Origin of the sequence: Caulobacter mirabilis, from assembly GCF_002749615.1 — a bacterium.
Classification (GTDB): domain Bacteria; phylum Pseudomonadota; class Alphaproteobacteria; order Caulobacterales; family Caulobacteraceae; genus Caulobacter; species Caulobacter mirabilis.
Genome location: NZ_CP024201.1, coordinates 1,284,799 through 1,308,209, shown reverse-complemented (window position 1 = coordinate 1,308,209; position 23,411 = coordinate 1,284,799). Strand labels below are relative to the sequence as shown.

Annotated in this window: 23 protein-coding genes; 16 read left to right on the top strand and 7 right to left on the bottom strand. The window is 70.0% G+C overall.

Going from position 1 to position 23,411, the window contains the following annotated elements:
- The first annotated feature begins 73 nt into the window (after positions 1-73).
- The 5 genes from CSW64_RS06335 (at position 74) to CSW64_RS06315 (ending at position 5,259) form a co-directional block, all read left to right on the top strand.
- The gene (locus CSW64_RS06335; RefSeq protein ID WP_099621316.1) at positions 74-1,582 is read left to right on the top strand and encodes a spinster family MFS transporter; all 1,509 of its coding nucleotides are present in this window, start codon (positions 74-76) and stop codon (positions 1,580-1,582) included.
- Between the two features lie 34 nt (positions 1,583-1,616).
- Positions 1,617-2,930, top strand: coding sequence for an adenylosuccinate lyase (purB, locus tag CSW64_RS06330; RefSeq protein ID WP_099621315.1), 1,314 nt, complete (start codon positions 1,617-1,619; stop codon positions 2,928-2,930).
- Positions 2,927-3,418 (top strand): DNA-deoxyinosine glycosylase, encoded by a 492-nt coding sequence (locus CSW64_RS06325; RefSeq protein WP_099621314.1) that lies wholly within the window; start codon positions 2,927-2,929, stop codon positions 3,416-3,418. Before purB ends, CSW64_RS06325 begins: the two co-directional genes overlap by 4 nt.
- A 34-nt stretch (positions 3,419-3,452) precedes the next feature.
- Entirely contained in the window at positions 3,453-3,971 is a 519-nt protein-coding gene (locus CSW64_RS06320; RefSeq protein WP_099621313.1) for a hypothetical protein, read from the top strand.
- Between the two features lie 151 nt (positions 3,972-4,122).
- Positions 4,123-5,259: a DUF2853 family protein gene (locus tag CSW64_RS06315; RefSeq protein WP_099621312.1), complete on the top strand. Its 1,137-nt coding sequence runs from the start codon at positions 4,123-4,125 to the stop codon at positions 5,257-5,259.
- An 83-nt stretch (positions 5,260-5,342) separates the two neighbouring features.
- Here CSW64_RS06315 and CSW64_RS06310 read toward each other — a convergent pair whose 3' ends face one another.
- Positions 5,343-6,605 carry an adenosylmethionine--8-amino-7-oxononanoate transaminase gene (locus CSW64_RS06310; RefSeq protein ID WP_099621311.1) on the bottom strand — a complete coding sequence of 421 codons (1,263 nt, stop codon included), beginning with the start codon at positions 6,603-6,605 and terminating at the stop codon, positions 5,343-5,345.
- A 75-nt stretch (positions 6,606-6,680) separates the two neighbouring features.
- Between CSW64_RS06310 and bioF the strand changes: the two genes are divergently transcribed.
- The 3 genes from bioF to CSW64_RS06295 all read left to right on the top strand — a co-directional run bounded on the left by bioF (position 6,681) and on the right by CSW64_RS06295 (position 10,181).
- Positions 6,681-7,841 carry an 8-amino-7-oxononanoate synthase gene (gene bioF, locus CSW64_RS06305; protein WP_099621310.1) on the top strand — a complete coding sequence of 387 codons (1,161 nt, stop codon included), beginning with the start codon at positions 6,681-6,683 and terminating at the stop codon, positions 7,839-7,841.
- Complete coding sequence (bioD, locus tag CSW64_RS06300) at positions 7,841-8,512, top strand: dethiobiotin synthase (RefSeq protein WP_099621309.1); 672 nt, start codon at positions 7,841-7,843, stop codon at positions 8,510-8,512. The genes bioF and bioD overlap by 1 nt, the downstream gene beginning before the upstream one ends.
- 148 nt (positions 8,513-8,660) lie before the next feature.
- Positions 8,661-10,181, top strand: coding sequence for an amino acid permease (locus CSW64_RS06295; RefSeq protein WP_099621308.1), 1,521 nt, complete (start codon positions 8,661-8,663; stop codon positions 10,179-10,181).
- On the opposite strand, the gene CSW64_RS06290 is transcribed toward CSW64_RS06295, so the two are convergent.
- Entirely contained in the window at positions 10,165-10,482 is a 318-nt protein-coding gene (locus CSW64_RS06290; RefSeq protein ID WP_099621307.1) for a DUF1476 domain-containing protein, read from the bottom strand. The two genes, CSW64_RS06295 and CSW64_RS06290, sit on opposite strands and share 17 nt — an antisense overlap.
- A 258-nt stretch (positions 10,483-10,740) precedes the next feature.
- On the opposite strand from CSW64_RS06290, the gene purC reads away from it, so the two are divergent.
- The 4 genes from purC (at position 10,741) to CSW64_RS06270 (ending at position 13,750) form a co-directional block, all read left to right on the top strand.
- Positions 10,741-11,499, top strand: coding sequence for a phosphoribosylaminoimidazolesuccinocarboxamide synthase (purC, locus tag CSW64_RS06285; protein ID WP_099624136.1), 759 nt, complete (start codon positions 10,741-10,743; stop codon positions 11,497-11,499).
- Positions 11,500-11,549: 50 nt separating this feature from the next.
- Entirely contained in the window at positions 11,550-11,789 is a 240-nt protein-coding gene (gene purS / locus CSW64_RS06280; RefSeq protein ID WP_099621306.1) for a phosphoribosylformylglycinamidine synthase subunit PurS, read from the top strand.
- Between the two features lies 1 nt (position 11,790).
- Complete coding sequence (gene purQ / locus CSW64_RS06275) at positions 11,791-12,453, top strand: phosphoribosylformylglycinamidine synthase subunit PurQ (RefSeq protein WP_099621305.1); 663 nt, start codon at positions 11,791-11,793, stop codon at positions 12,451-12,453.
- 73 nt (positions 12,454-12,526) lie between these two features.
- Positions 12,527-13,750, top strand: a complete 1,224-nt coding sequence (locus CSW64_RS06270) for a hypothetical protein (protein WP_099621304.1) — start codon at positions 12,527-12,529, stop codon at positions 13,748-13,750.
- 216 nt (positions 13,751-13,966) lie between these two features.
- Here CSW64_RS06270 and CSW64_RS06265 read toward each other — a convergent pair whose 3' ends face one another.
- On the bottom strand, positions 13,967-14,572 hold the full coding sequence (locus CSW64_RS06265; RefSeq protein ID WP_099621303.1) for a peptidylprolyl isomerase: 606 nt from the start codon (positions 14,570-14,572) through the stop codon (positions 13,967-13,969).
- Between the two features lie 58 nt (positions 14,573-14,630).
- On the opposite strand from CSW64_RS06265, the gene purL reads away from it, so the two are divergent.
- Complete coding sequence (gene purL, locus CSW64_RS06260; protein WP_099621302.1) at positions 14,631-16,829, top strand: phosphoribosylformylglycinamidine synthase subunit PurL; 2,199 nt, start codon at positions 14,631-14,633, stop codon at positions 16,827-16,829.
- A gap of 178 nt (positions 16,830-17,007) precedes the next feature.
- Complete coding sequence (locus CSW64_RS06255; RefSeq protein WP_099621301.1) at positions 17,008-17,400, top strand: VOC family protein; 393 nt, start codon at positions 17,008-17,010, stop codon at positions 17,398-17,400.
- Positions 17,401-17,619: 219 nt separating this feature from the next.
- On the opposite strand, the gene CSW64_RS06250 is transcribed toward CSW64_RS06255, so the two are convergent.
- Both CSW64_RS06250 and CSW64_RS06245 read right to left on the bottom strand, forming a co-directional pair.
- On the bottom strand, positions 17,620-18,111 hold the full coding sequence (locus tag CSW64_RS06250) for a CinA family protein (protein WP_099621300.1): 492 nt from the start codon (positions 18,109-18,111) through the stop codon (positions 17,620-17,622).
- Positions 18,108-19,016, bottom strand: a complete 909-nt coding sequence (locus tag CSW64_RS06245; protein ID WP_099621299.1) for a M20/M25/M40 family metallo-hydrolase — start codon at positions 19,014-19,016, stop codon at positions 18,108-18,110. The genes CSW64_RS06250 and CSW64_RS06245 overlap by 4 nt, the downstream gene beginning before the upstream one ends.
- Positions 19,017-19,137: 121 nt before the next feature.
- On the opposite strand from CSW64_RS06245, the gene CSW64_RS06240 reads away from it, so the two are divergent.
- Together CSW64_RS06240 and CSW64_RS06235 are read left to right on the top strand one after the other, a co-directional pair.
- Positions 19,138-19,566, top strand: a complete 429-nt coding sequence (locus CSW64_RS06240) for a hypothetical protein (RefSeq protein ID WP_099621298.1) — start codon at positions 19,138-19,140, stop codon at positions 19,564-19,566.
- Positions 19,567-19,643: 77 nt separating this feature from the next.
- Complete coding sequence (locus CSW64_RS06235) at positions 19,644-20,879, top strand: serine hydrolase domain-containing protein (RefSeq protein WP_099621297.1); 1,236 nt, start codon at positions 19,644-19,646, stop codon at positions 20,877-20,879.
- Positions 20,880-21,065: 186 nt separating this feature from the next.
- Here CSW64_RS06235 and CSW64_RS06230 read toward each other — a convergent pair whose 3' ends face one another.
- Positions 21,066-22,226 (bottom strand): serine hydrolase domain-containing protein, encoded by a 1,161-nt coding sequence (locus CSW64_RS06230; protein ID WP_172448482.1) that lies wholly within the window; start codon positions 22,224-22,226, stop codon positions 21,066-21,068.
- Positions 22,227-22,643: 417 nt separating this feature from the next.
- On the bottom strand, positions 22,644-23,369 hold the full coding sequence (locus CSW64_RS06225; RefSeq protein ID WP_099621295.1) for a hypothetical protein: 726 nt from the start codon (positions 23,367-23,369) through the stop codon (positions 22,644-22,646).
- Positions 23,370-23,411 lie beyond the last annotated feature (42 nt).

Below are 23,411 nucleotides of genomic sequence, written 5' to 3'. Positions count from 1 at the left end.
CGCCGGCGGCCTCGCGGTCGCCGGCGACACAACACGCCGGCCGCCCCAAGGCCGGGGGAGGAACAGGACGCCCATGACCGACACCGCCGCGGCGGCCGAACCCCAGGCCAGGCCTCTCTATTCGAACGGCTACAAGGCCACGGTGCTGGGCATGCTGCTGGCGGCCTACACCTTCAACTTCATCGACCGGACGATCATCGCCACCATCGGCCAGGCGATCAAAGTCGACCTGAAGCTGACGGACACCCAGCTGGGCCTGCTGGGCGGCCTCTACTTCGCCCTGCTGTACACGACCCTGGGCATCCCGATCGCCCGCTGGGCCGAGCGCGGCAACCGGACCACCATCATCGCCCTGGCGCTGGTCATCTGGTCGGGCTTCACCGCCCTGTGCGGCGCGGCGCAGAACTTCGTCCAACTGGCCCTGCTGCGCTTCGGCGTCGGCATCGGCGAGGCCGGCTGCAGCCCGCCCGCCCACAGCCTGATCAGCGACTATTTCGAGCCCAAGAAGCGGGCCACCGCCCTGTCGATCTACTCATTCGGGATCCCCCTGGGCACCATGATCGGCGCCGTGGCCGGCGGCTGGCTGGCCACCGAGTTCAGCTGGCGGGTCGCCTTCGTCATCGTCGGCCTGCCCGGCGTGATCCTGGCCCTGCTGTTCAAGATCCTGGTCAAGGAGCCGCCGCGCGGCCACTCCGAAGCGATCGAGAAGCCGCTGATCGAGGAGGACCTGACCGCCCCCGCCCCGCCCGCGCCCAAGCCCTTCTCGCTGGGCCAGGAGTTCCGCGAGCTGGGCGCGGTGGCCAAGGTGCTGTTCGCCAAATGGCCGGTCGTGCACATGGTGCTGGGCATCACCCTGGCCTCGTTCGCCGGCTACGGCACGGGCGCGTTCGTGCCGCCCTACTTCGTGCGCCAGTTCGGGCTGGACCTGGCCACCGTCGGGCTGATCGTCGGCCTGGTCGGCGGCTTCTCGGCCGGGATCGGCACCCTGGTCGGCGGGATCATCTCCGACTGGGCCGGCAAGAAGAGCACCGTCTGGTACACCCTGACCCCCGCCTTCGGCCTGGCCATCGCCATGCCGATCTACATCTGGGCCTACCTGCTCAACGACTGGAAGATGGCCGCCCTGATCCTGCTGGTCCCGGGCATCTTCCACTACACCTACCTGGGCCCGACCTTCGGGGTCGTGCAGAACTCGGTGCCGGTCCACCGCCGGGCGACCGCGACGGCGTTGCTGTTCTTCTTCCTGAACCTGATCGCGCTGGGCGGCGGGCCGGTCTTCACCGGCTGGCTGATCGACCATTTCGCGCAGTTCAACTTCAACAACCCCGGCCAGGGCGTCATGGGCCTGCTCGGCGCCTTCGGCGGCGGCGAGGCGGCGGCCAGCTTCACCAAGGCCTGCCCCGGCGGCGTGGCCCCGGCCGGCGCGGCCGAGAGCCTCAAGGCGCTGTGCCACGACTCCTCGGCCCTGGCGACGCGCCAGGGGATCGTCGTCACCCTGCTGTTCTACGGCTGGGCCGCGATCCACTACTTCCTGGCCGCCATCGGCCTCGCCAGGCACATGAAAGAGGCTCAGGCTTCTTGACCTCACACCGGGTGAGGGCGTAGCGGGCGGGTCCATGATCCCTCGTTACGCCCGCCCCGAAGCCGTCGCCATCTGGTCCCCCGAGACCAAGTACAAGATCTGGTTCGAGATCGAAGCCCACGCCGCCGACGCCATGGCGGACCTGGGCGTGATCCCCAAGGAGTCCGCCAAGGCCATCTGGGCCGGCGGCAAGGACGCGATCTGGAACCCCGACCGCATCGACGAGATCGAGCGCGTCACGAAACACGACGTCATCGCCTTCCTGACCCATGTGGCCGAGGTCGTTGGGCCGGAAGCGCGCTTCCTGCACCAGGGCATGACCAGCAGCGACGTGCTGGACACCACCCTGTCGGTGCAGATGGCCCGCGTCACCGACCTGCTGATCGAGGACGTCGACCTGCTGCTGGCGGCGCTGAAGAAGCGCGCCTTCGAGCATAAGTTCACCCCGACCGTCGGCCGCAGCCACGGCATCCACGCCGAGCCGACCACCTTCGGCCTCAAGCTCGCCGGCCACTACGCCGAGTTCCAGCGCGCCAAGGAGCGCCTGGCCATGGCCAAGTTCGAGATCGCCACCTGCGCCATCTCCGGCGCCGTTGGCACCTTCGCCAACGTCGACCCGCGCGTCGAGGAGTACGTCGCCGAGAAGATGGGCCTGACCGTCGAGCCGGTCTCGACCCAGGTCATCCCGCGCGACCGCCACGCCGCCTGGTTCAGCGCCCTGGCCGTGGTCGCCTCGTCGATCGAGCGCCTGGCCGTCGAGATCCGCCACCTGCAGCGCACCGAGGTGCTGGAGGCCGAGGAGGCCTTCGACCCGGGCCAGAAGGGCAGCTCGGCGATGCCGCACAAGCGCAACCCGATCCTGACCGAGAACCTGACCGGCCTCGCCCGCCTGGTCCGCTCGGCGGTGGTGCCGGCGCTGGAGAACGTCGCCCTCTGGCACGAGCGCGACATCAGCCACTCGTCGGTCGAGCGCGGCATCGCGCCGGACGCCTCGATCCACCTGGACTTCGCCCTGCGCCGCCTGGCCGGCGTCGTGGAGCGGCTGGTGATCTATCCGGAGAACATGCTGAAGAACCTCGACCGCCTCGGCGGCCTGGTCCACAGCCAGCGCGTCATGCTCGCCCTGACCCAGAAGGACTCGAGCCGCGAGGAGGCCTACGCGGCCGTCCAGGGCAATGCGATGAAGGTCTGGCGCGGCGAAGGGAAGTTCATCGACTTCCTGAAGGCCGACCCGTTCGTGTCGACCCACCTGACCGACGCCGAGCTCGATGCCTTGTTCAACAACGACTATCACTTCAAGCACGTGGACACGATCTTCCGCCGCGTGTTCGGGGAACAGTCGGCCTGACGCGCAAGCGCAGCTTTCCGCCGGTCGTCGATGAGGGCGTCCGGCTGCTGGTGCTGGGGAGCCTTCCCGGAGAGGCCTCCCTGGCCGCCGGCCGCTACTACGCCCATCCCCGGAACGCCTTCTGGCGGCTGATGGGGACGGTGGTCGGCGAAGACCTTCACGGCATGGACTACGAGGCGCGGCTGGCGACCCTGCTGCGCCATCGCGTGGGCCTGTGGGACGTGGTCGGCGAGGCGGTGCGTCCGGGCAGCCTGGACACGGCGATCCGCGACGCCACGCCCAACGACCTGGCGGCCCTGGTGGATAGCCTGCCCGCGCTGAGAGCCGTCGGCTTCAACGGCGGGACCTCGGCGAAGAAGGGCATGACGCTGCTGGCGGGCCGCGCCGACCGGCTGCGCCTGATCCCCCTGCCCTCCTCCAGCCCGGCCTTCACCCTGCCCTTCACGGCGAAGGCGGAGGCTTGGGCGGTGTTGGGCGACTACGTCTAGCGCGGGCCGCCGCCGGACGGCTATCGTCGGCGCCATGAAAGCATCGCACCTCATCGTCCTGTCCTTGATTGGCTTGCTCGCAGGCTGGGCGTCCGGAAGCGAGGCCCTGGATGATCCCGGCCTGATCACGATCACGGTCGCCGCGGATAGGGGCCTCACGCTGGCCCATGTCATTCGGATAGACCCCGCCGCGCCGATCACGGCGCGCTCGACCGCCGAGTTGGACGAGGTCGTGTGGACCGCAACACGAACCTCGCAACGCGGCGTGACGATCATCAAGTCGGACGCCTGTCCCGCGCTGAAGGACGTCGTGCTGTCATTGTCACGGCTTCCGGCGATCCCCGTAGCCCCGCCGATGCTGCGGGTCCGCAGCCCCCTGGAGCAGGTTCCGCCGGTCCGGAAGGACGGCTTTTCGACCCGAATGGCGTTCTCGACCGAGACCTCCGACGGCTCACTGGCCACGATAGAAGTCGAAAGCGGCAACGCCTACGCCAACTGGAGCAGCCATGCAGTCGCCAAGCTGTTGGCCTGCTGGGGGCCGTTGCGGCCGTAAAGGAAGCTTCCCGTCCGCAGCGCATCTCAGGGTAATCCCCCATTTACCCTGGGCAGACCACCCGAGCGCGAAGCCTCGCGTCCGCGCCTATGCTCGCCGACCGTCGCGGCAGCCGCCCCGGGTCGCCGCCCGTCCAGCGGAGGAAGCTGCCATGGCCGAAGACTGGTCCCTCGACGTACGCAAATATGTTCCCGACGCCGACCAGGGCGTCATCGACGCGATCGTGCGCTACCTGGGCATCGCTCTGCGAAACCGCGACTCCTCGCTGGTCTCGTTCAGCGACAAGACCGAGACCGACCGGGTCCGCGAGAACTTCCTGAAGAAGAAGCTCGGCCTGACCGACTCCGACGCCGATCTCGATGTCGCCATCGCCGCCGTCGGCGAGCGGATGAAGGCCGACCGGACCAAGAACCGCGTCACCGTCTACTATCTGCTGGCCGAGGCCTATCGGAAGCTGTCGGTCTTCGGCGGCGTGGATAATCCGGCCGGTGGCCTGGGCCTCGCCGCCGGCGCCGCGGCCGGCGTGGCCGGAGCCGCGGGGGCCGTCGCCGCGGCGGCCGCCTCGATCGGCGAGCCGGAGCCCAAACCTGCCCCGGCCGCCCCGGCCGCGCCGCCGCCTGAAGCCGCGTCGACGGTGCAGGCCTTCAGCGCCCGTCCGGCCGGCGCCGCCGCTGGCGGAGCGGCCGCGGCCGCGACCGCTGCGCCGGGCGGCGGCATGCGCTGGCTGCTGTGGCTGTTGCTGGGCCTGGCGCTGCTGGCGCTGCTGTGGTGGCTGCTGGCCGGCCGCAACCCCGGAGGGCAGACGGCGACGACGGAAACCGCGCCTCCGGCCGAAGCCGCTGCGCCCGCGGTCCCGGATGCGACGGCTCCGTCGGCGACCGCCGATGCGACGGCCGCCGGCGTCGCGGGGGCGGCCGGCGCGGCCGGGGCAGCCGCCGGAACCGCGGACGCCGCGGCGGCGGCCGCCGGCTTCCCGGCCAAGGTCTTCTTCGCCACCGGCTCGGCGGCGATCTCCGCCGACGGCGGCAAGACCATCGAGGCCGCCGCGGGCGCGCTCAAGGCCGAGGGCGGCGGCAAGGCGACCGTCACCGCCTACACCGATCGCACCGGCAACCTCGCCCAGAACCAGGAGCTGGCCAAGAACCGCGCCAAGGCGGTCCGCGACGCCCTGGTGAAGGCCGGCGTGCCGCTGGCCGACATCGAGATGCGCCCGCCCGCGACCGTCGAGACCGGCGCCGCCGGGACCAAGGACGCCGAGGCCCGCCGCGTGGACATCGGCCGGCCGTAACCGACCGGGGACATGCTCCGCGACGCGGTGCGTGTCCCCGCCTCGACCGCCTACGGGACACGCACCCTGCGGGAGCCTGTCCCCTAGAGCCCCGCCACCACCGCCCGCACCGCGCCGGTCAGCTGCGCCAGATCCGCGTCGGAAATCGTAAAGGACGGGGTCAGGTAGACCACGCGGCCCAGCGGCCGCACCCAGACGTGGTGAGCCAGGAAGGCCCGGCGCAGGGCCTCGAGGTCGTCGACCCGCTCCAGCTCGACCACGCCGATCGCGCCCAGCACCCGGACGTCGCGGACGCCCTTCATCTCGCGGCAGGGCCCCAGCCCCGCCTCCAGCCCGGCCGAGACGCGGGCGACCTGGTCCCGCCAGCCGCCGCCCTCGAACAGGTCCAGCGAGGCGTTGGCGGCCGCGCAGGCCAGGGCATGGGCCATGTAGGTCGGGCCGTGCATCAGGGCGGCGCCGGCGTCGTCGCTCCAGAAGGCCTCGAAGACCGGCCGCCGGGCGACCGCGGCCGACAGCGGCATGGTTCCGCCGGTCAGGGCCTTGGACAGGGTCGCCACGTCTGGGACGATCCCGGCCTGCTCCATGGCGAACATCGTCCCCGTGCGGCCGAAGCCGGTGAAGATCTCGTCCAGGATCAGCAGCAGGCCATGGTCGTCGGCGATCCGGCGCAGGGTCCGCAGCACCTCCGGCGGATGGAACAGCATGCCGCCCGCCCCCTGGACCAGCGGCTCGACGATGATGGCGGCCAGCTCGTGCGCATGGGCGGCGACCAGGGCTTCCAGCGCCGCCGTGCTGTCCGCATCGCGTGGGAGATCCCCGATCAGCTGCTGCGGCATGGCCCCGGCGAACAGGCTGTGCATCCCCTCGTCGGGGTCGCAGACGGTCATCGTGGCCAGGGTGTCGCCGTGATAGCCGCCGCGGAAGGCCAGGAAGCGCGTCCGCCCCTTCACGCCCCGATTGATGTGGAACTGCAGCGCCATCTTCATGGCGATCTCGACCGAGACCGAGCCGGACTCGGCCAGGAAGACATGGTCAAGATCGCCCGGCAGCAGCTTCGCCAGCCGTGTCGCCAGACGGTTGGCCGGTTCGTGGCTCAGCCCGCCGAACATCACGTGGGGCATGGTCCGCAGCTGGGCCTCGACGGCGGCGGCGATGTGCGGATGGTTGTAGCCCCAGCAGGCCGTCCACCAGCTGGCGATGCCGTCGACCAGCTCGCGCCCGTCGTCCAGCACCAGCCGCGCGGCCCGGGTGGCGACCACCGGCAGGGCCGGGTTGGCGGTCTTCATCTGGCAGTAGGGCCGCCAGAGGTGCGGGCGGCCTTCGACCAGCCAGTCGGGTTCCGACATATCTGAAGCGCCCTTTCAGTTTGCCCTCGGCGGCGTGGTTGCCTATGCCGAGCCCGCGCAAGGGAGACAAGCGGCATGGACAGCCTGGACGCCTTCGCCGGCGGCAAGCTCGCGGCGCTGGAGGCCAAGAGCCTGAAGCGGACCCTGGTCCCGACCGGCCGGACCGACGGAGTGCATGTCGAGCGCGGCGGCAAGACGCTGATCAGCTTCTCCTGCAACGACTACCTGGGCCTGTCGCATCATCCGCGGGTCAAGGCCGCCGCCGCCGACGCCCTGGCCCGCTGGGGGACCGGCTCGGGCGCCTCGCGGCTGGTCACCGGCGACAACCCGCTGATCGAGGATCTGGAGACCCGCCTCGCCCGTCTGAAGGGCGCGGAGGCCGCCTGCGTGTTCGGCTCGGGCTATCTGGCCAACACCGGGATCATCCCGACCCTGACCGGCGAAGGCGACCTGATCCTGGTCGACGAACTGGCCCACGCCTGCCTGTGGGCCGGATCGCAGCTGTCGCCGGCGGACGTGGTCATGTTCCGCCACAACGACGTCGACCATCTGGCCGAGTTGCTGGCCGAGACGCGCGCCGCCTACCGCCATGTGCTGGTGGTGACCGACGGGGTGTTCTCGATGGACGGCGACCTGGCGCCGCTGGACCGGATGGTCCCCCTGTGCGCGGCGCATGACGCCTGGCTGATGACCGACGACGCCCATGGCGTCGGGGTGGTCGGCGGCGGGCGCGGCTCGTCCTACGCCTTCGAGGCGACGGCCAAGCCGCCGCTGCAGATGGGGACCCTGTCCAAGGCGATCGGCGGCTACGGCGGCTATCTGTGCGCCAACAAGCCCGTCATCGACTTCATCAAGACCCGGGCCCGGACGGTGGTCTACTCGACCGGCCTGCCGCCGGCCAACGCCGCCGCCGCGATCGCCGCCCTGGACCTGATCGAAAGCGACTCCGTCCTCGTCGGCGAGCCGGTGCGCAAGGCGCGGCTGTTCACCGCGGCCCTGGGCCTGCCGCCGGCCGAGAGCCCGATCGTCCCGGTGCTGTTCGGCCCGGCCGAGGCGGCGCTGACCGCCATGCGCGCGCTGGAGGCCATGGGCTTCATGGTCGTGGCCATCCGTCCGCCGACGGTGCCGGCCGGAACCGCCCGCCTGCGCTTCACCTTCAGCGCCCTGCATAGCGACGCCGACGTCCTGCGCCTGGCCGACGCCGTGCGCGCGCTGCTGGCGAAGGCGGCGGCGTGATGCGGACCTTCTTCGTCGCCGGCGGCGGCACCGACGTCGGCAAGACCCATGTCACCGCCCTGCTCGTCCGCGCCCTGCGCCGGGCCGGGAAGACCGTCGCCGTGTTGAAGCCCGTGGCCAGCGGCTACGACCCCGCCCATCCGGAAGAGAGCGACGCCGGCCGCTTGCTGGCCGCCCTGGACATCGCCCCGACACCGGAGGCGATCCACGAGATCTGCCCGCTGCGCTTCGCCGAGCCGCTGTCGCCGCCGGCCGCCGCGCGGCGCGAGGGCGTGGCCCTGGAGCTGGCGACCTTCGTCGACCTCTGCCAGGCGCGGATCGCGGCGGAGCCGGCCGAGGTCCTGCTGATCGAGGGCGTGGGCGGGCTGATGTCGCCGCTGACCGACCGCGAGACCGGCCTGGACCTGATGGCGGCGCTGGGCGTGCCGACGATCCTGGTCGGCGGGACCTACCTGGGCGGGATCAGCCATATGCTGACCGCCTACGAGGTCCTGCACGCCCGCGTTCTGACCGTCGCCGCCGTGGTCGCCAGCGAAAGCCCGCCCCCGGCGCCCGACTTCGTCGAAAGCGTCGCCGACATGGGCCGCTTCCTGGGCGGAACGCCGCTGCTGGCCGCCGATCGCGCCGGACGCTGGCAGGCCGACGACCTGGCGGCGCTGCTGCTGGCGTAGGGGACATGTTCGCGCCGCCGGCGCGTACGTGTCCCCGTGCTCTCCGGCGATCGGGGACACGCACCTTCGGAGCATGCCCCCCTGAAACCCCCATCTCGCTCGCCCGCGAATCTTGTGCCACCTTCCCGGCGTCTCGCGGGGGCAGGCAATGAGCGATGGACCGTCCGGGGTGCGGTACGAGCCGGTGGACGCCGCCTATTTCGAGCGGCGTCGGCTGAGACCGCATGCGGGCCTGCTGTCGCTCTGGGCGCTGGGCGTCGGCGCCGTGATCTCCGGACAGTTCTCGGGCTGGAACATGGGCCTCGCGACCGGCGGCTGGGGCGGTCTGATGATCGCCGCGGCCATCATCGCCGTCATGTACCTGGGCCTGACCTCCTCGATCGCCGAGATGGCCGCCGCCCTGCCGCAGACCGGCGGAGCCTACGGATTCGCCCGGGCGGCCATGGGTCCCTGGGGCGGGTTCCTGACCGGGCTGTGCGAGACGGTCGAGTATGTCCTGGCGGCGGCCGTGATCTGCTTCTTCATGGGCGGCTATCTCGGCGGCGTCTTCGACACCTCCCCGGCGCTGCAACCGCTCTACTGGCTGGCGGCCTACGGCCTGTTCGTGGGAATCAACGCCGCCGGGGTCGCGGTCTCGTTCGGCGTCGCGGTGTTCATCACCCTGCTGGCGGTCGGCTGCCTGAGCATCTTCTGGGCCTGCGCCGCGCCGCTGGTCGAGCTGCACCGCTACGCCCTGGACGTCGCCCCTGGCGGCGAATGGCTGCCCGACGGCCACGGCCCCCTGCTGCCGGCCGGCTGGCAGGGCGTGCTGCTCCAGCTGCCGTTCGCGGTCTGGCTGTTCCTCGCCATCGAGCAGCTGCCGCTGGCCGCCGAAGAATCGACGGCGCCGCGGCGCGACCTGCCGCGCAGCCTGCTGCTGGGCGTCGGAGCGCTGATCGTCTCGGCCGGCATGGTGATCTGGCTGAACGCCGCCATCCCGCCGGGCGCCTACGCCCTGGCGGACTCCTCCGAGCCGTTGCTGGAGGGCTTCCGGTCGATTCTCGGCGAGGGCGGCGGCCGGATCCTGGCCTTCATCGCGCTCGCCGGTCTGGCGGCCAGCTTCCACGCCATCATGTACGCCTACAGCCGCCGGATCTTCTCGCTGTCGCGGGCGGGCTACTTCCCGCGCGGCCTGTCGGTGACCCATCCCAGGCGCCAGACGCCCGACCGGGCGCTGATCGCCGGCGCGGTCGTGGGTCTGCTGGTCCTGACCGTGGTCTGGTACGCGCTGGGCGCCGAGCGCGGCGAACGGGTGATCGGCGGCTTCCTGCTGAACATGGCCGTGTTCGGGGCCATGCTGTCCTATGGCCTGCAGGCGGTGTCGTTCATCCTGCTTCGGCGCCGGCGGCCGGCGCTCGAGCGGCCGTTCCGCAGCCCCCTGGGCCTGGCCGGCGCGGTGCTGACCCTGGCCATCGCCCTGGTCACCGTCTGCGTCCAGCTGGGCTCGCCCGACTATCGCGCGGGGGTGATCGGCGTGGCGGTCTGGTTCGCCGCCGCCATCGCCTGGTTCACGGCCGTCAGCCGGCGAAAGCTGGTGCTTTCGCCGGAAGAGGCGTTTGCGATGTCCTCGGAGGGGTCGCCGCCGGAACCGTCCGCGGCGGAGACGGAGGGCCCTAGCCCTCGGTCTTGATCGCTTCGCGGGCCTGGGCCAGCAGTTCGTCCATCTTCATCCGGACTTCACCCTCGGTGACCGAGACGCCCGCGTCCTTCAGGTCGCCGAAGACCTTGCGCAGGACGTCCTCGTCGCCCGGCTGCTCGAAGTCCGACTTCACGACAGCGCGCACGTACTCCTCGACGGCCTCGAGGCCCATCAGGCCCGCGGCCCACTCGCCCAGCATGCGGTTGCGGCGGGCGGCCGCCTTGAACTCTTGCTCGGCGTCGAGGGCGAACTTCTTCTCAAAGCCCTTCTCGCGTTCGTCGAACGTGCTCATGTAAACTCCGGTCGTTGCGGCCGCCCTGATATCCCCTCGCGAGGGCCGCCGCAATCGCGCGCTTCGTCTCATCCCCGCTTGTTTACACGCGACGGCGTCACCAGTTTGCGCCACAGCGCCCGTTCGGGTAGGTTTCGCCTCGACTTCAGCGATGGCCCCCCTGAGTCGAGACGCGCGCGCAGGCTCTCCCGCCCGCGCGCTATTTTCATTCCAGATCGCCGCCCTGATCGCTGTTGAGACCCCCATGGGGACCTTATGATGACCACCCGCCGCAAGAAGATCTACGAAGGCAAGGCCAAGATCCTCTACGAAGGCCCCGAGCCCGGCACCCTGATCCAGTACTTCAAGGACGACGCCACCGCCTTCAACGCCCAGAAGAAGGCGGTCCTCGAAGGCAAGGGCGTGATCAACAACCGTATCAGCGAGTTCGTGATGACCCGCCTGGGCGCCATCGGCGTCCAGAACCACTTCATCAAGCGCCTGAACCTGCGCGAGCAGCTGATCAAGGAAGTCGAGATCATCCCGCTGGAGGTGATCTGCCGCAACATCGCCGCCGGCAGCCTGTCCACGCGCCTGGGCCTCGACGAGGGCACGCCCCTCCCCCGCTCGATCATCGAGTTCTGCTACAAGGACGACAAACTGGGCGATCCGCTGGTCGCCGAGGAGCACATCACCGCGTTCAACTGGGCCTCGACCCAGGAGATCGACGACATCATGGCCATGACCCTGCGCATCAACGACTTCCTGTCGGGGATGTTCGGCGGCGTCGGCATCACCCTGGTCGACTTCAAGGTCGAGTTCGGACGCATCTGGGAAGGCGACTTCGCCCGGGTCATCCTGGCCGACGAGATCAGCCCCGACAGCTGCCGCCTGTGGGACAGCGCGACCAACGAGAAGCTGGACAAGGACCGCTTCCGCCGCGATCTGGGCGACGTGATAGAGAGCTACACCGAGGTGGCCCGCCGCCTGGGGATCATGAAGGAAATGCCGACCGTCATCCGCGGCGGGCTGCACTAGGGCTCCCAGCCCCCTCGCGATTCCGTCCGAACGGTGATAGAGCGCGCGCCATGAAAGCCACCGTTCATGTTTTCCTGAAGCCCGGCGTCCTCGACGTCCAGGGCAAGGCCGTCGAGAGCGCCCTGCACGGGCTGGGATGGGATGGGGTCAAGGACGTCCGCGTCGGCAAGACCCTGACCTTCGACCTGGCCGCGACCGACAAGGCCGCCGCCGAGACCGAGGTGAAGGCGATGTGCGAGAAGCTGCTCGCCAACACCGTGATCGAGAGCTACCGCGTCGAGGTGGCCTGACGTGAAAGCCGCCGTCATCGTCTTCCCCGGCTCCAACTGCGACCGGGATTGCGCCGTCGCCGTCGAGCGCTCCACCGGCGCCCAGGTCGAGATGGTCTGGCACAAGGAGACGGCCCTGCCCGAAGGGCTGGACCTGATCGTGCTGCCGGGCGGGTTCTCCTACGGGGACTACCTGCGCTGCGGGGCCATGGCCGCCCTGTCGCCGGTGATGCAGGAGGTGGTCGCGGCCGCCAACCGCGGCGTGGCCACGGTCGGCATCTGCAACGGCTTCCAGATCCTGTGCGAGGCCGGCCTGCTGCCGGGAGCCCTGCTGCGCAACGAGGGCCTGAAGTACATCTGCAAGCCGGTGGCGCTGGAAGTGACCAACGCCCAGACCCGGTTCACCGCCGGCTACCAGGGCCGTCGCGAGGTGACGATGACCATCGGCAACGGCGAGGGCAACTTCTTCGCCGACGCCGAGACCCTGGCGCGGATCGAGGGCGAGGGCCAGGTGGCGTTCCGCTATGTCGACAATCCGAACGGCTCGGTCGACGACATCGCCGGCATCGTCAACCCGGCCGGCAACGTCCTGGGCCTGATGCCGCATCCTGACCGCGCCTTCGAGGAAGAACTGGGCTCGGCCGACGGCGCCATCCTGTTCCAGAGCGCCCTGGCCAGCGCGTAGGGCTCTGACGACGGCGATCATCCCCGACCTCAAGGACTTCACCACCGCCCTGGCCAGGGGGTCGGGGCGCGCGATGCTACTCCTGAGGCGGGCCGGCGACCCGGCACCGTTCGAGGAGGCGCTGGTTCACGCCTGCCTTCACAACCAGGCCTACGACCCACAGTGCGAGCACGACCGGAGCGCCTATCTGGCGCGCCTGATCCTCGAGACGGGGGACCGGACGCGACTCTTCACCCGGCTGGCCTCGCGCATCGACGATCCGGACGTGGACGTCGCGCTCCTGTTCGACGTGATCGCGCGCCTGGCCGCCGAGGGCGGGGAAGCCGAGGCGGCGGCGGTTCGACGGGCCTACGCGGACCTGCCGGACGAGGGCCGGCTGGACGCCATGGAGGCGATGGTCCGGCTCGATGGACTGCCCGCCCTGCTCCGGTGCGCCGAACGGCTGGAACAGGACCTGGACGAGGACGGATGGCGGGGGAAGCACCTGCTCGACGCCCTGAAGACGCGCGGCAAGCCGGACATCGACCGCGCGCTGAGCGCCGCCCGCGCGGAGCATCCGAGCTTAGAGCGGCTCATGGCGCATTTGGAGGCCCCTGACGCCCCCACGTTGTACGCCGACTGGCCACGCGACTTCCCGACTGTCCGCGCGGAGCTGCGCCGAGGAATCGGACCCCGCGGCGCTCTGTACAAGGTGCTGTCCGACGATGAATGGCGCCTGATCTGCGAGGATTTCCGCTCGCAGACACAGGTCGGTCTCGCCCGTCCCTACCTCAGATTGTTCGCGCGGCGTCGCTTCATCGGAGGCCCCGCCGAACTGGTCGGCTGGATGAACGGCTCGGATTCGAGAGCCTCCTGGTCGGCGACGCTGGCGCTCGGATGGATCGCCTCTCCACTCGTCCGAGAGATGGCCCTGCAGCAGCTTCGGGCGGGCAAGCCGCGCGGCGCCCGGCTTTTGCAGGCGAACTATCGGCCGGGGGACTTCGACCTGCTGCTGCCGATGCTGCGCGACGCTCCGAGCGACGAGGTCGCCCACGATCTCAGCCTCGCCGTCCTGGACCTGATTGGCGAGAACAACCCGCCGATCGACGAGAGCCTCGACATCCTCGTCGCGCTCTACGAGCACACCCCCTGCAGCATGTGCCGCGGCGACGCCGTCTCGCATCTGGTCAAGGCAGGGCAGACGCCGACGTGGATCGCCGAGGAATGCCGCTTCGACGCCGACCCCAACACCGCCGGACTATTCGCCGCGCCTGGATGCTCCCCTCTGGGGGAGCTGTCGGCGCGCAGCGACGACTGAGGGGGCTACGGCTTCAGTTGTGGGATCGGCGGGATGGCGGGTCTCGGCCCGCACATAACCCCCTCCGTCTCGGCTTCGCCGAGCCACCTCCCCCAGAGGGGAGGATCTACTGAGGAACCTTCACGCTTACATCGGCTGGGGACATGTACCGCAGGTACGTGTCCCCAGAGCAGCGCGTCCGAGCGGGGACACGCACCTTCGGAGCATGTCCCCCGGCTAGACCCGCTTGATGCTGGTGATCGGCACGGGCGGCTCCAGCATCTGGCCCTTCATGCCGAATTCGGCGCCAGCGGTCTCGGAGACCGGCAGCTGGTGCAGGGCGCGGACCACGTCCATGCCCTCGATCACCTGGCCGAAGGCGGCGAAGCCCAGGTTGTCGCCGGGCTGCTTCGGGTCGGCGTCGAAATAGGGGCTGTCGCCGACACAGATGAAGAACTCGCATTTGGCCGTGCCGGGGTCGAACCGGGCCATCGAGACGGTCCCGTCCAGGTGCTTGAGACCCGTCTGGCTGGTCGGCTCGTGGGCGATCGGCGGCAGGGCCTTGGTCTCGATCCCGTTCAGCCCGCCCTGCAGCAGCCCCCGCTCCGGCGCGAAGCCCAGCCGCAGCGCCCGGTAGAAGACCCCGCCCTCGTAGCGGTTCTCGTCGACGTAGCGCAGGAAGTTGCCCGCCGTGACCGGCGCCTTGTCCGGATAGAGCTCCAGCACGACTGCGCCCTTCGGCGTCTCGATGCGCACACGCGGCGCCGGGGCCTGCGCCAGGGCCGGTCCCGCCAGCGGCAGGGCGGCGATGGCGGCCAGGACCGATCTGCGATGCTGCGTCATGGCGCGACAGTGACTCGCCCGCTGTGACATTTCGAGCGGAATCCGCTAAGGGCCCCGCATGACCGCCTCCCCCGCTAAGAGCATGGCCGAAACGGCCGTCGAATTCGGCCTCAAGCCGGAAGAGTACGACGTCATCCTGAACCGCCTCGGCCGCGAGCCGAACCTGGTGGAGCTGGGCGTCTTTTCGGTGATGTGGAGCGAGCACTGCTCCTACAAGTCGAGCCGCAAACACCTCGGCAAGTTCCCGACCACGGGGCCGAAGGTCATCTGCGGCCCGGGCGAGAACGCCGGCGTCGTCGACATCGGCGACGGCCAGGCCTGCATCTTCAAGATGGAGAGCCACAACCACCCGTCCTACATCGAGCCCTACCAGGGCGCGGCGACGGGCGTGGGCGGCATCATGCGCGATGTGTTCACCATGGGCGCGCGGCCGATCGCCCTGCTGAACGCCCTGCGCTTCGGCGATCCGAGCCACCCCAAGACCAAGCGTCTGGTCAGCGGCGTCGTGGCGGGCATCGCCGGCTACGGCAACTGCGTGGGCGTGCCGACCGTGGCGGGCGAGACCAACTTCCACCGCGGCTATGACGGCAACATCCTGGTCAACGCCATGTGCGTGGGCCTGGCCGACGCGGACAAGATCTTCTACTCGGCCGCCCCCGCCGCCGGCCTGCCGGTGGTCTACTTCGGCTCCAAGACCGGCCGCGACGGCATCCACGGCGCGACCATGGCCTCGGCGGAGTTCGACGAGGACAGCGACGAGAAGCGGCCCACCGTCCAGGTCGGCGATCCCTTCGCCGAGAAGCTGCTGATCGAGGCGACCCTGGAGCTGATGCGCACCGGCGCGGTGGCCGCGATCCAGGACATGGGCGCGGCCGGCCTGACCTCCTCGTCGGTCGAGATGGCCGGCAAGGGCGGCGTCGGCATCGAGCTGGACCTCGACCACGTGCCCCAGCGCGAAGAGGGCATGACCGCCTACGAGATGATGCTGTCGGAGAGCCAGGAGCGCATGCTGGCGATCCTGAAGCCCGGCCGCGAGCACGAAGGCCACGCCATCTTCGAAAAGTGGGGCCTGGACGCCGCCGTCATCGGCCGCACCACCGACACCGGCCACATCGTCCTGAAGCACCAGGGCGAGGTGGTCTGCGACATCCCGCTGAGCCCGCTGTCCGACGACGCGCCGCTCTATGACCGCCCGTGGGTGGAGCCGGCCAAGCAGCCGCGCCTCGACCCCGGCCAGGTCCCCGCCCCGACCGACTGGGAAGCGGCCGTGCTGAAGGTCATCGGCTGCCCCGACATGGCGTCCAAGCGCTGGGTCTGGGAACAGTACGACCGCCACGTCATGGCCGACACGCTGGAGGACAGCGCCACCGGCGCCGACGCCGGCGTCGTGCGCGTCCACGGCAGCCGCAAGGCCCTGGCCGTGACCAGCGACTGCACCCCGCGCTACGTCCAGAACGATCCCTACGAGGGCGGCAAGCAGGCGGTGGCGGAAGCCTGGCGGAACCTGACCGCCACCGGCGCCGAGCCGATCGCGATCACCGACAACCTCAACTTCGGCAACCCCGAGCGCCCCGAGATCATGGGCCAGATCGTCAAGGCGATCGAAGGGATGGCGGAGGCCTGCCGCGCACTGGACTTCCCGGTCGTGAGCGGCAACGTCAGCCTCTACAACGAGACCAACGGCGCAGCCATTCCGCCGACCCCGACCGTGGGCGGCGTCGGCCTGCTGGCCGACTACGGCGTGCGGGCGGACTTCTCGGCCCTGAAGGCCGGCCAGACCCTGGTCGTCGTCGGCCAGAACCACGGCGAACTGGGCGCCTCGATCTATCTGCGCGAAGTGCTGGGCCGCGAGGACGGCGCCCCGCCGCCGGTCGACCTGGCGCTGGAGCGCAAGACGGGCGACTTCGTCCGCGGCCTGATCCAGTCGGGCGACGTCACCGTAGTCCACGATCTGTCGGACGGCGGCCTGCTGGTCGCGGCGGCCGACCTGGCCCTGGCCAGCAACGTCGGCGTGGCGCTGGACGCCAGCAGCCAGACGCACGCCCATCCGTTCCTGTTCGGCGAAGACCAGGCCCGCTACCTGATCGCGACCGACGACGCCGAGGGCCTGATCGCCGCGGCGACGGCGGCCGGGCTGCACGCCAGCGTCGTCGGCCACGCCGAGGGCGAGATCTTCGCCTCCAAGGACCTGTTCAGCATCCCGCTGGCGAAGCTGCGCTCGGCCCACGAGGACTGGATGCCGGGCTACATGGGGTAGCGTCCCTCACCGGCGTCATCCTCGCGCTCGTCGCGAGGACCCATGCGTGATGAGTCGAAAGGAAGGGGCGCGGAGCGATCCGCGCCCCTCTTGCTGCCTGCCGGTGTTCATGGGTCCTCGCGACAAGCGCGAGGATGACGGAGAATGGGATCGAGTTCGGCGCGAGGGAGATGAGCGCATGAAGCTGATCGTCAATATCGACGTCCCGGACCTGGCCGCCGCCGAGGCCTTCTACACAGCCGCCTTCGACCTGGCGGTCACCCGACGGTTCGACGGGGTGGTGGAGCTGACCGGCGAGAGCGCGCTGTTCCACCTGCTGGAAAAGGCGCCGGGGACGACCGGCGCGGGCGGTGACCCGCGTCGCTACGACCGGCACTGGAGCCCCGTGCACCTCGATATCCTGGTCGAGGACCTCGACATGGCGGTCGATCGGGCCACAGCGGCCGGAGCGCTCGTGGAACGCAGGCCGCCGGACGGCGCCTGGGGCCGCATCGCCAACATGGCCGACCCGTTCGGCCACGGCTTCTGCCTGATCCAGCTGCTGAACCGGGGATATGACGAGCTGACGTGACGGGGACATGCTCGGCGAAGTCGTGCGTGTCCCCGCTTCGACGAAGGCGACGAAGGGGACACGCACCGCTGCGCGTTACAGGTCCCCCGCGGCGGCGTCTCCCGAGATCCTCTCCCTCCGGGAGAGGGGGACCACCCCGCAGGGGTGGTGGAGCGGGCCAAAGGCCTTGGACCCCCTCCACCATGCTTCGCATGGTCCCCCTCCCCCCAAGAGGGAGGATCAGCGAATGACCGCCTCGAACCGCTCCAGCGCGAACCGGGCGAACAGCAGCATGTTCGCCGGCCGGTCGCTCGCCCCGGTCTCCAGGGTGAAGCTCGCCGTCGTCGGCCCGACCACGCCCACGCAGGTATGGCCGGCCGCGTCGCCGTAGGGGTTGCCCTCCGGCCCGGCCGCGCCGGTCTCGCACAGGCCCCAGGTCCCGCGCAGCTTCTCGCGGATCACCCCGGCCATGAACAGCGCATAGGGCTCGGTCGAGGACCGCACGCCCTCCGGCAGGTCGCCGCGGCTCAGGCCCAGCAGGCCGCGGGCGACGTTGGGCGTGTAGGTGACGCTGGCGCCCTGATACCAGACGCTGGCCTTGGGCACCGCCAGCAGCGCCGCCGAGACCAGGCCGCCGGCCGAAGACTCCGACACCGCCACGCTCTCCTGCCGCTCGACCAGCCGGGCGGCGATCCGTTCGGCGATGGGGATCAGGTCGGCGAAGACGGTCATTTCGCGCGCTCCGGCAGGCCGTCCAGCTGGGCGTCGAACGCCCGCGCGGCCTCGACCACCGTCTTCACCGCCCCCAGGAAGAAGGCCTGCGGGATCGTGGCGAAGTCGTCGGTCGGCTTGTGGTACTCGGGGTGGTCCTCGACCCCGAAATAGACCCAGGGCACGCCGGCCTTGGCGAAGACGCCGTGGTCGGACTGGTAGGTCCAGTTGTCGAAACTGTCGTCGGCGCCGGTGTCGTGCCCCTGCTTCAGCGTCACCGCGGCGCCGGGCGCCAGGGCGTCCAGCCGCGCCTTCACCCAGGCGTTCTGCGACCCGCCGGCGGCGTAGAGCTCGCCCTTGGCGTTCTTGGACAGCATGTCGAAGTTGACGTTCAGCGCGATGCGCGCGAGCGGAACCGGCGGCGCGGCGACGAAGGCCCTGGCGCCCTGGAGGCCGCCCTCCTCGCCGTCCAGCGCCACGATGTAGACGGCGTGCTTCGGCGCCTGGGCCTTGAACGCTTCGGCCACGGCCAGCAGGCCGGCCACGCCTGAGGCGTTGTCGTCGGCGCCGTTGTAGATCTCGCCGTTCTGGACGCCCAGATGATCGTAGTGGGCGGTGACCACCATGACCCGGCCGCCGGGCTCGGTCCCGTCGATCCTGGCGATCAGGTTCACGCCGGTGCGCGCGGCCTTGTTCCGCCCCTTGAAGGCGAAGGGCTGCTCCACGGCCGTCAGACCGATCTGGCTCAGGCGCTCGACGATATAGGCGCGAGCCTTGGCGCCGCCGGGCGACCCGACCAGGCGGCCCTGCATGTCGTCGGCCGACAGGATGCGGACGTCGTCCAGAGCCCGGTCGCCCGGCGCGGCGTGGGCGCCGGTCGCCAGAAGCAGCGCCAGGATCGCGGCGGCATGGATGCGCTTGATCATCGTTCCTCCCCAGGAATCTTCCGTCAGTGCCCGTCCCTTCGAGGGAGCGCAAGTCGGTCAGCCTGCGTTCAGGTAACTGCGGCCAGGATCGCCGCGTCGCACGTTCGACTGGGGAATCACTATGTCCGTCCTGATCGTCGCCCTGGCCCTGTTCGCCGCGCAGGCTCCCGCGCCCGCGACGGCGACCGTGCGGCCGGATCCGACCGCCGCCAATCCCGACATCTGCTCGGTCAGCGTGAAGTTCAGCAGCTACGCCATGGGCATCGACGAGAAGGGCTTCGAACGGGTCGAGAGCTACCTCGCGCGCGGCAACCGGCTGATCGTCGGCAGCGTGGTCCGCCCCTGGGGCCGCGAGGGCGAACGGACGGTCTGCATCACCACGGCCTCCGCCCGCGACGCCAACCGCATCTTCACGGACATGAAGGGCATGGTCGGCGGCCGCGGCGCGCGCGGCCCCACCGAGGTGCGCACCCGGGAGGGGCGGATCTGGAAAGGCGGCCCCAAGGCGCCCAAGGTCGCGCCGCTCTACGCCTCGCCGAGACCAAGGTAGCATACCGCGTTTTCGACTTCCCAAGCCCGCCAAGGTCCGGCCATCATGCCGGCGACAAGAAGAGGCGGGAGCGAGACATGGACGCGAAGTCGAAGTGGTCGGGGCTGAACGCCGACCGGCTGGACCGGATCACCGACCACTTGGAGCGCAACTACATCGCGCCCGGCAAGATTCCCGGCTGCCAGGTCGCGGTCATGCGGCGCGGCCAGCTCGCCTACGCCCGCAGCTTCGGCCTGCGCGACCGCGAGCGCGGGACGGCCTGGAGCGACGACACCATCGTCCGCATCTATTCGATGACCAAGCCGATCGTCTCCGTGGCGCTGATGACCCTGTTCGAACAGGGCCGCTTCAAGCTCGATGACCCGGTCCATCGCTTCGCGCCCGAATGGAAGAAGCATCGCGTCTGGGTCTCCGGCGAAGGCGCCGACATGGTCACCGAGGCGCCGGCCCGGCCGGTCAGCTTCCGGGACGTGCTGAGCCACACCGGCGGCCTGACCTACGGCTCGCTGCTGTCGCAGCTCAGCGGCCTGCCGATCGAGCATCCGGTCGACAAGGCCTACGACGCCGTCGGCGTGCGGCGCGGCGAGGAGACGCTGGACGAGTTCATGGCCAAGCTGGCCGAGGTCCCGCTGCGCTATCAGCCGGGCGAGCGCTGGCAGTACAGTCTGGCCACCGACGTCTGCGGCGCGCTGGTCGAGCGGGTCAGCGGGGTTCCACTGGACCAGTACCTGCGCGAGGCCGTGTTCGAACCGCTGGGCATGGTCGACACCGCCTTCCATGTGCCGGCCGACAAGGCCCATCGCTTCGCCGCCAACTACATGCGCATGCCCGACAAGAGCCTGCGGCTGGCCGACGATCCGCAGAAGAGCCCCTACCTCAAGGACCCCGTGTTCAAGTCGGGCGGCGGCGGCCTGGCCGGGACGATGGCCGACTACCTGCGCTTCACCGAGATGCTGCGCCGGGGCGGCGAGCTGGACGGCCGGCGGATCCTGGGTCCGCGCACCCTGGAGCTGATGACGAAGAACCATCTGAAGGGCGGCGCCGATCTGACGAAGATGGCGATCGGCAGCTTCTCGGAGACCGACAACGCCGGCATCGGCTTCGGCCTGGGCTTCGCCATGACCATCGACCAGGTGGCCACGGGCGGCCTCAGCAGCGCCGACTACTACTGGGGCGGCGCGGCCTCGACCATCTTCTGGGCCGATCCCAAGGAGGAGCTGAGCGTGGTCTTCCTCACCCAGCTGATGCCCTCGGCCACCTTCGATTTCCGCGGCCAGCTGAAGACCCTGATCTACAGCGCGATCGAGGACTGAGGGGGCGGGGTCGCCGAGCGTGGTTCGAGCCCCGGATCGAGTCCGGGGTAACCTGAGGGCCGGGGCTCGAAGGACGCAATGAGCCGGGGACATGCCCCGAAGCTCCGTGTCCCCGAGAACGTCCCCGAGAACGCCCGACCCGGGGACAACGCGCCCGCCCCCGGCGGATTTCCGCACGCCGCCGCCTTACTTTCCGACGGCCAGGCCGGGGATGTACAGGGAGGCGATCTTGTCGACGAACTTCTCGGGCGAAGCGCCCATCAGGTTCGTCAGAACGACGATCGTGAGATCGTCTTCGGGATAGATGAAGACGGCGGCCCGGGCTCCGCCCACGGGCGTGACGGCGGGATGATCGGCCCGTCGGATCGAGGGCCAACCCAGTCCATAGCCGGTTATGGTGGAGCCGAAGCCGCGATAGGTTCCGTCCTGCTGCGGCTGCGGTTTCCAGAGCCGCTCCAGGCCGTCTCTGTTGACCAACCTCCGCTTTTGCAAAGCGATCGTCCACTTCGCCAGATCGGTGGACGTCGTCTGGACGCCGCCGGCCGGGTACAGGATTTCCGTCCACGGTTCATGGCGCACGAACGGCGCCTTGCTGCGGTCGACGCCGACGGTCTTCATCCCCTCAACCCGCAGCGTCAGATGGGTATAGAGCGCCGCCGCCTCGGGCCTGGCTCCGGCGCCCGACACCTCGGCGAAGCGCGTCCGCTTCATCCCCGCGGCGTCGAACTGCCGATCGCGTACGAAATCGGCATAGGACCTGCCCGTGATCGTCTCGATGATCTTCCCGATCACGACATAGTTGGTCTGGGTGTAGTCGAACTTCACGCCGGGCGAGGACTTCAGGGGAAGCGCCTGAACCTTCGCCCAGGCGGCGTCCGGCGCGGCGCCGTCGAGGAGTCGAAGATTGTCGTCGGCGATTTCGGGCAGACCCGACATATGGGTCAGAAGCTGCCGGACGGTGATGCCCTTCCATGACGCTGGAAGTGCGTCGAGATAGGTTTCGATCGACGCATCGAGATCGAGCTTGCCGGCCTCGACGAGTTGCATCGCCGCGACGCCGGCGACGGCCTTGCTGATCGAGTTGACGGGGAAGGTGGTTCGTTCGGTCACGGGGGTCGAGGCCTCAATATTGGCCTGGCCGTAGGCGCCGGTGAACAGGATCTTGTTCCTCCGTACGATCGTCAGCTGGAGCCCCGGAATGCCGCGGGCCTCCATCTCGCTTCGGACCAGCTGTTCGACCGCGGCAGTCTTGTCGCCCGCTCCGGCGATCGGCGCGGCGTGGGCGCTCGCGGCAATGCCGCCCATGACCGCGATCAGGCCGATGGCGGCGGAAATCTTGTTCAGCATTGCGCGGGAACCCAAAGGCTTGAGGGATGTCTCGGCCGTTGCGTAGCGGGACGAGCAGGGGCGTCGATCGAGCGATATGTTGGTCATGCCCTGGGTTGATCCGTTCACGTCGCGCTCCGCCACCCCGGCTCGGTCAGTGACACGCCCGGATCGGTGAACGGCGACCTGTCCCGGCGAACGGTTGTCCGGAGGGGACACGCTCCGCGAAGCGGTGCGTGTCCCCTCCGTCCGCAAGCGCCTTGCGTGGTTCGAGCCCCAGATCGAGTCCGGGGCGGCCCGAGGGCCGGCTCCTCACCATGACGTATTCAGCAAGGCTCTGACTTCGTCATCCTGAGGAGCGATCGTCAGGATCGCGTCTCGAAGGACGCAGCGCCGCCCACCGGGGGCAGGCGCCCAACCGGTGCATATCCCCCGCCGCTACGGATACCGCTCCCGCACCCAGCGGATTTCCTCGTGCTCCTCGGCGAAGGCGCGGCTGGCGGCGACGGCGTTGCGCAGGGCGGCCTCGTCGTCCGGCTTGCAGCCCGCCTTGCCCATCAGCGTCAGGCCCGGGAACGGCGCCTTGGTCATCAGGTCGGGCAGCTTCAGCTCGTCCGCGCTCGCCTCGCCGCTCGCGCCCGGAACGTTCTTGTCGGAGGCCTTGCCGGATCGCGGGGCCGGCGGCGCGGCGGCGGCGGCCTTCTTCTCCTCTTCCGGCGGCGGCGGGGGACCGCAAAGCGCCGGCCAGGACCGATAGCGCGTCACCCGCCCCTGCCCGTCCCGCTCAAGCGGCTCGAAGCCGGCATAGAGGCTCATCCGGCTCTTCGGTTCGCCAGCCTTGGCCGGCAGCTCCAGCGTCATCTGCCAGACCTGCGGCGAACCGCCGGCGACCACGACCGGGACCGGCCCGCTGAACGGCAGGTCCGGTTTCTCGTTCGGGAACTCCATGCGGCCCTGGCGGTAGACGAACCAATCGGCGCACTCGGGCCAGGCGTCGGCCTTCTTGGCGACATCGACCGCGCAGTCCGCGTCGGCCGACAGCCAGATTCCCTCGCGCGGCGTCGCCCCAGTCTGATCGGCCGCGGTGAACATCGGCGTCTCGGTCACGACCATATTGCAGGCCGCCAGCGAAAGGCCCAGACAGGCGATCAGCAGACTGCGCATGAGTTCCTCCGTCGAGGCGACCTGCGCCCCTATCCAGCCGTT

What these genes read in the sequence shown, in the direction of transcription:
- purS (WP_099621306.1), top strand. Translation starts at nt 11,550, where the DNA reads ATGAAAGCCACCGTTCATGTTTTCCTGAAGCCCGGCGTCCTCGACGTC.
- CSW64_RS06310 (WP_099621311.1), bottom strand. Translation starts at nt 6,605, where the DNA reads ATGTCGGAACCCGACTGGCTGGTCGAAGGCCGCCCGCACCTCTGGCGG.
- CSW64_RS06265 (WP_099621303.1), bottom strand. Translation starts at nt 14,572, where the DNA reads ATGACGCAGCATCGCAGATCGGTCCTGGCCGCCATCGCCGCCCTGCCG.
- CSW64_RS06240 (WP_099621298.1), top strand. Translation starts at nt 19,138, where the DNA reads ATGTCCGTCCTGATCGTCGCCCTGGCCCTGTTCGCCGCGCAGGCTCCC.
- CSW64_RS06235 (WP_099621297.1), top strand. Translation starts at nt 19,644, where the DNA reads ATGGACGCGAAGTCGAAGTGGTCGGGGCTGAACGCCGACCGGCTGGAC.
- CSW64_RS06315 (WP_099621312.1), top strand. Translation starts at nt 4,123, where the DNA reads ATGGCCGAAGACTGGTCCCTCGACGTACGCAAATATGTTCCCGACGCC.
- purL (WP_099621302.1), top strand. Translation starts at nt 14,631, where the DNA reads ATGACCGCCTCCCCCGCTAAGAGCATGGCCGAAACGGCCGTCGAATTC.
- CSW64_RS06230 (WP_172448482.1), bottom strand. Translation starts at nt 22,226, where the DNA reads ATGCTGAACAAGATTTCCGCCGCCATCGGCCTGATCGCGGTCATGGGC.
- bioF (WP_099621310.1), top strand. Translation starts at nt 6,681, where the DNA reads ATGGACAGCCTGGACGCCTTCGCCGGCGGCAAGCTCGCGGCGCTGGAG.
- CSW64_RS06225 (WP_099621295.1), bottom strand. Translation starts at nt 23,369, where the DNA reads ATGCGCAGTCTGCTGATCGCCTGTCTGGGCCTTTCGCTGGCGGCCTGC.
- bioD (WP_099621309.1), top strand. Translation starts at nt 7,841, where the DNA reads ATGCGGACCTTCTTCGTCGCCGGCGGCGGCACCGACGTCGGCAAGACC.
- CSW64_RS06295 (WP_099621308.1), top strand. Translation starts at nt 8,661, where the DNA reads ATGAGCGATGGACCGTCCGGGGTGCGGTACGAGCCGGTGGACGCCGCC.
- CSW64_RS06335 (WP_099621316.1), top strand. Translation starts at nt 74, where the DNA reads ATGACCGACACCGCCGCGGCGGCCGAACCCCAGGCCAGGCCTCTCTAT.
- purC (WP_099624136.1), top strand. Translation starts at nt 10,741, where the DNA reads ATGACCACCCGCCGCAAGAAGATCTACGAAGGCAAGGCCAAGATCCTC.
- CSW64_RS06290 (WP_099621307.1), bottom strand. Translation starts at nt 10,482, where the DNA reads ATGAGCACGTTCGACGAACGCGAGAAGGGCTTTGAGAAGAAGTTCGCC.
- CSW64_RS06320 (WP_099621313.1), top strand. Translation starts at nt 3,453, where the DNA reads ATGAAAGCATCGCACCTCATCGTCCTGTCCTTGATTGGCTTGCTCGCA.
- CSW64_RS06245 (WP_099621299.1), bottom strand. Translation starts at nt 19,016, where the DNA reads ATGATCAAGCGCATCCATGCCGCCGCGATCCTGGCGCTGCTTCTGGCG.
- CSW64_RS06250 (WP_099621300.1), bottom strand. Translation starts at nt 18,111, where the DNA reads ATGACCGTCTTCGCCGACCTGATCCCCATCGCCGAACGGATCGCCGCC.
- CSW64_RS06255 (WP_099621301.1), top strand. Translation starts at nt 17,008, where the DNA reads ATGAAGCTGATCGTCAATATCGACGTCCCGGACCTGGCCGCCGCCGAG.
- CSW64_RS06270 (WP_099621304.1), top strand. Translation starts at nt 12,527, where the DNA reads ATGCTACTCCTGAGGCGGGCCGGCGACCCGGCACCGTTCGAGGAGGCG.
- purB (WP_099621315.1), top strand. Translation starts at nt 1,617, where the DNA reads ATGATCCCTCGTTACGCCCGCCCCGAAGCCGTCGCCATCTGGTCCCCC.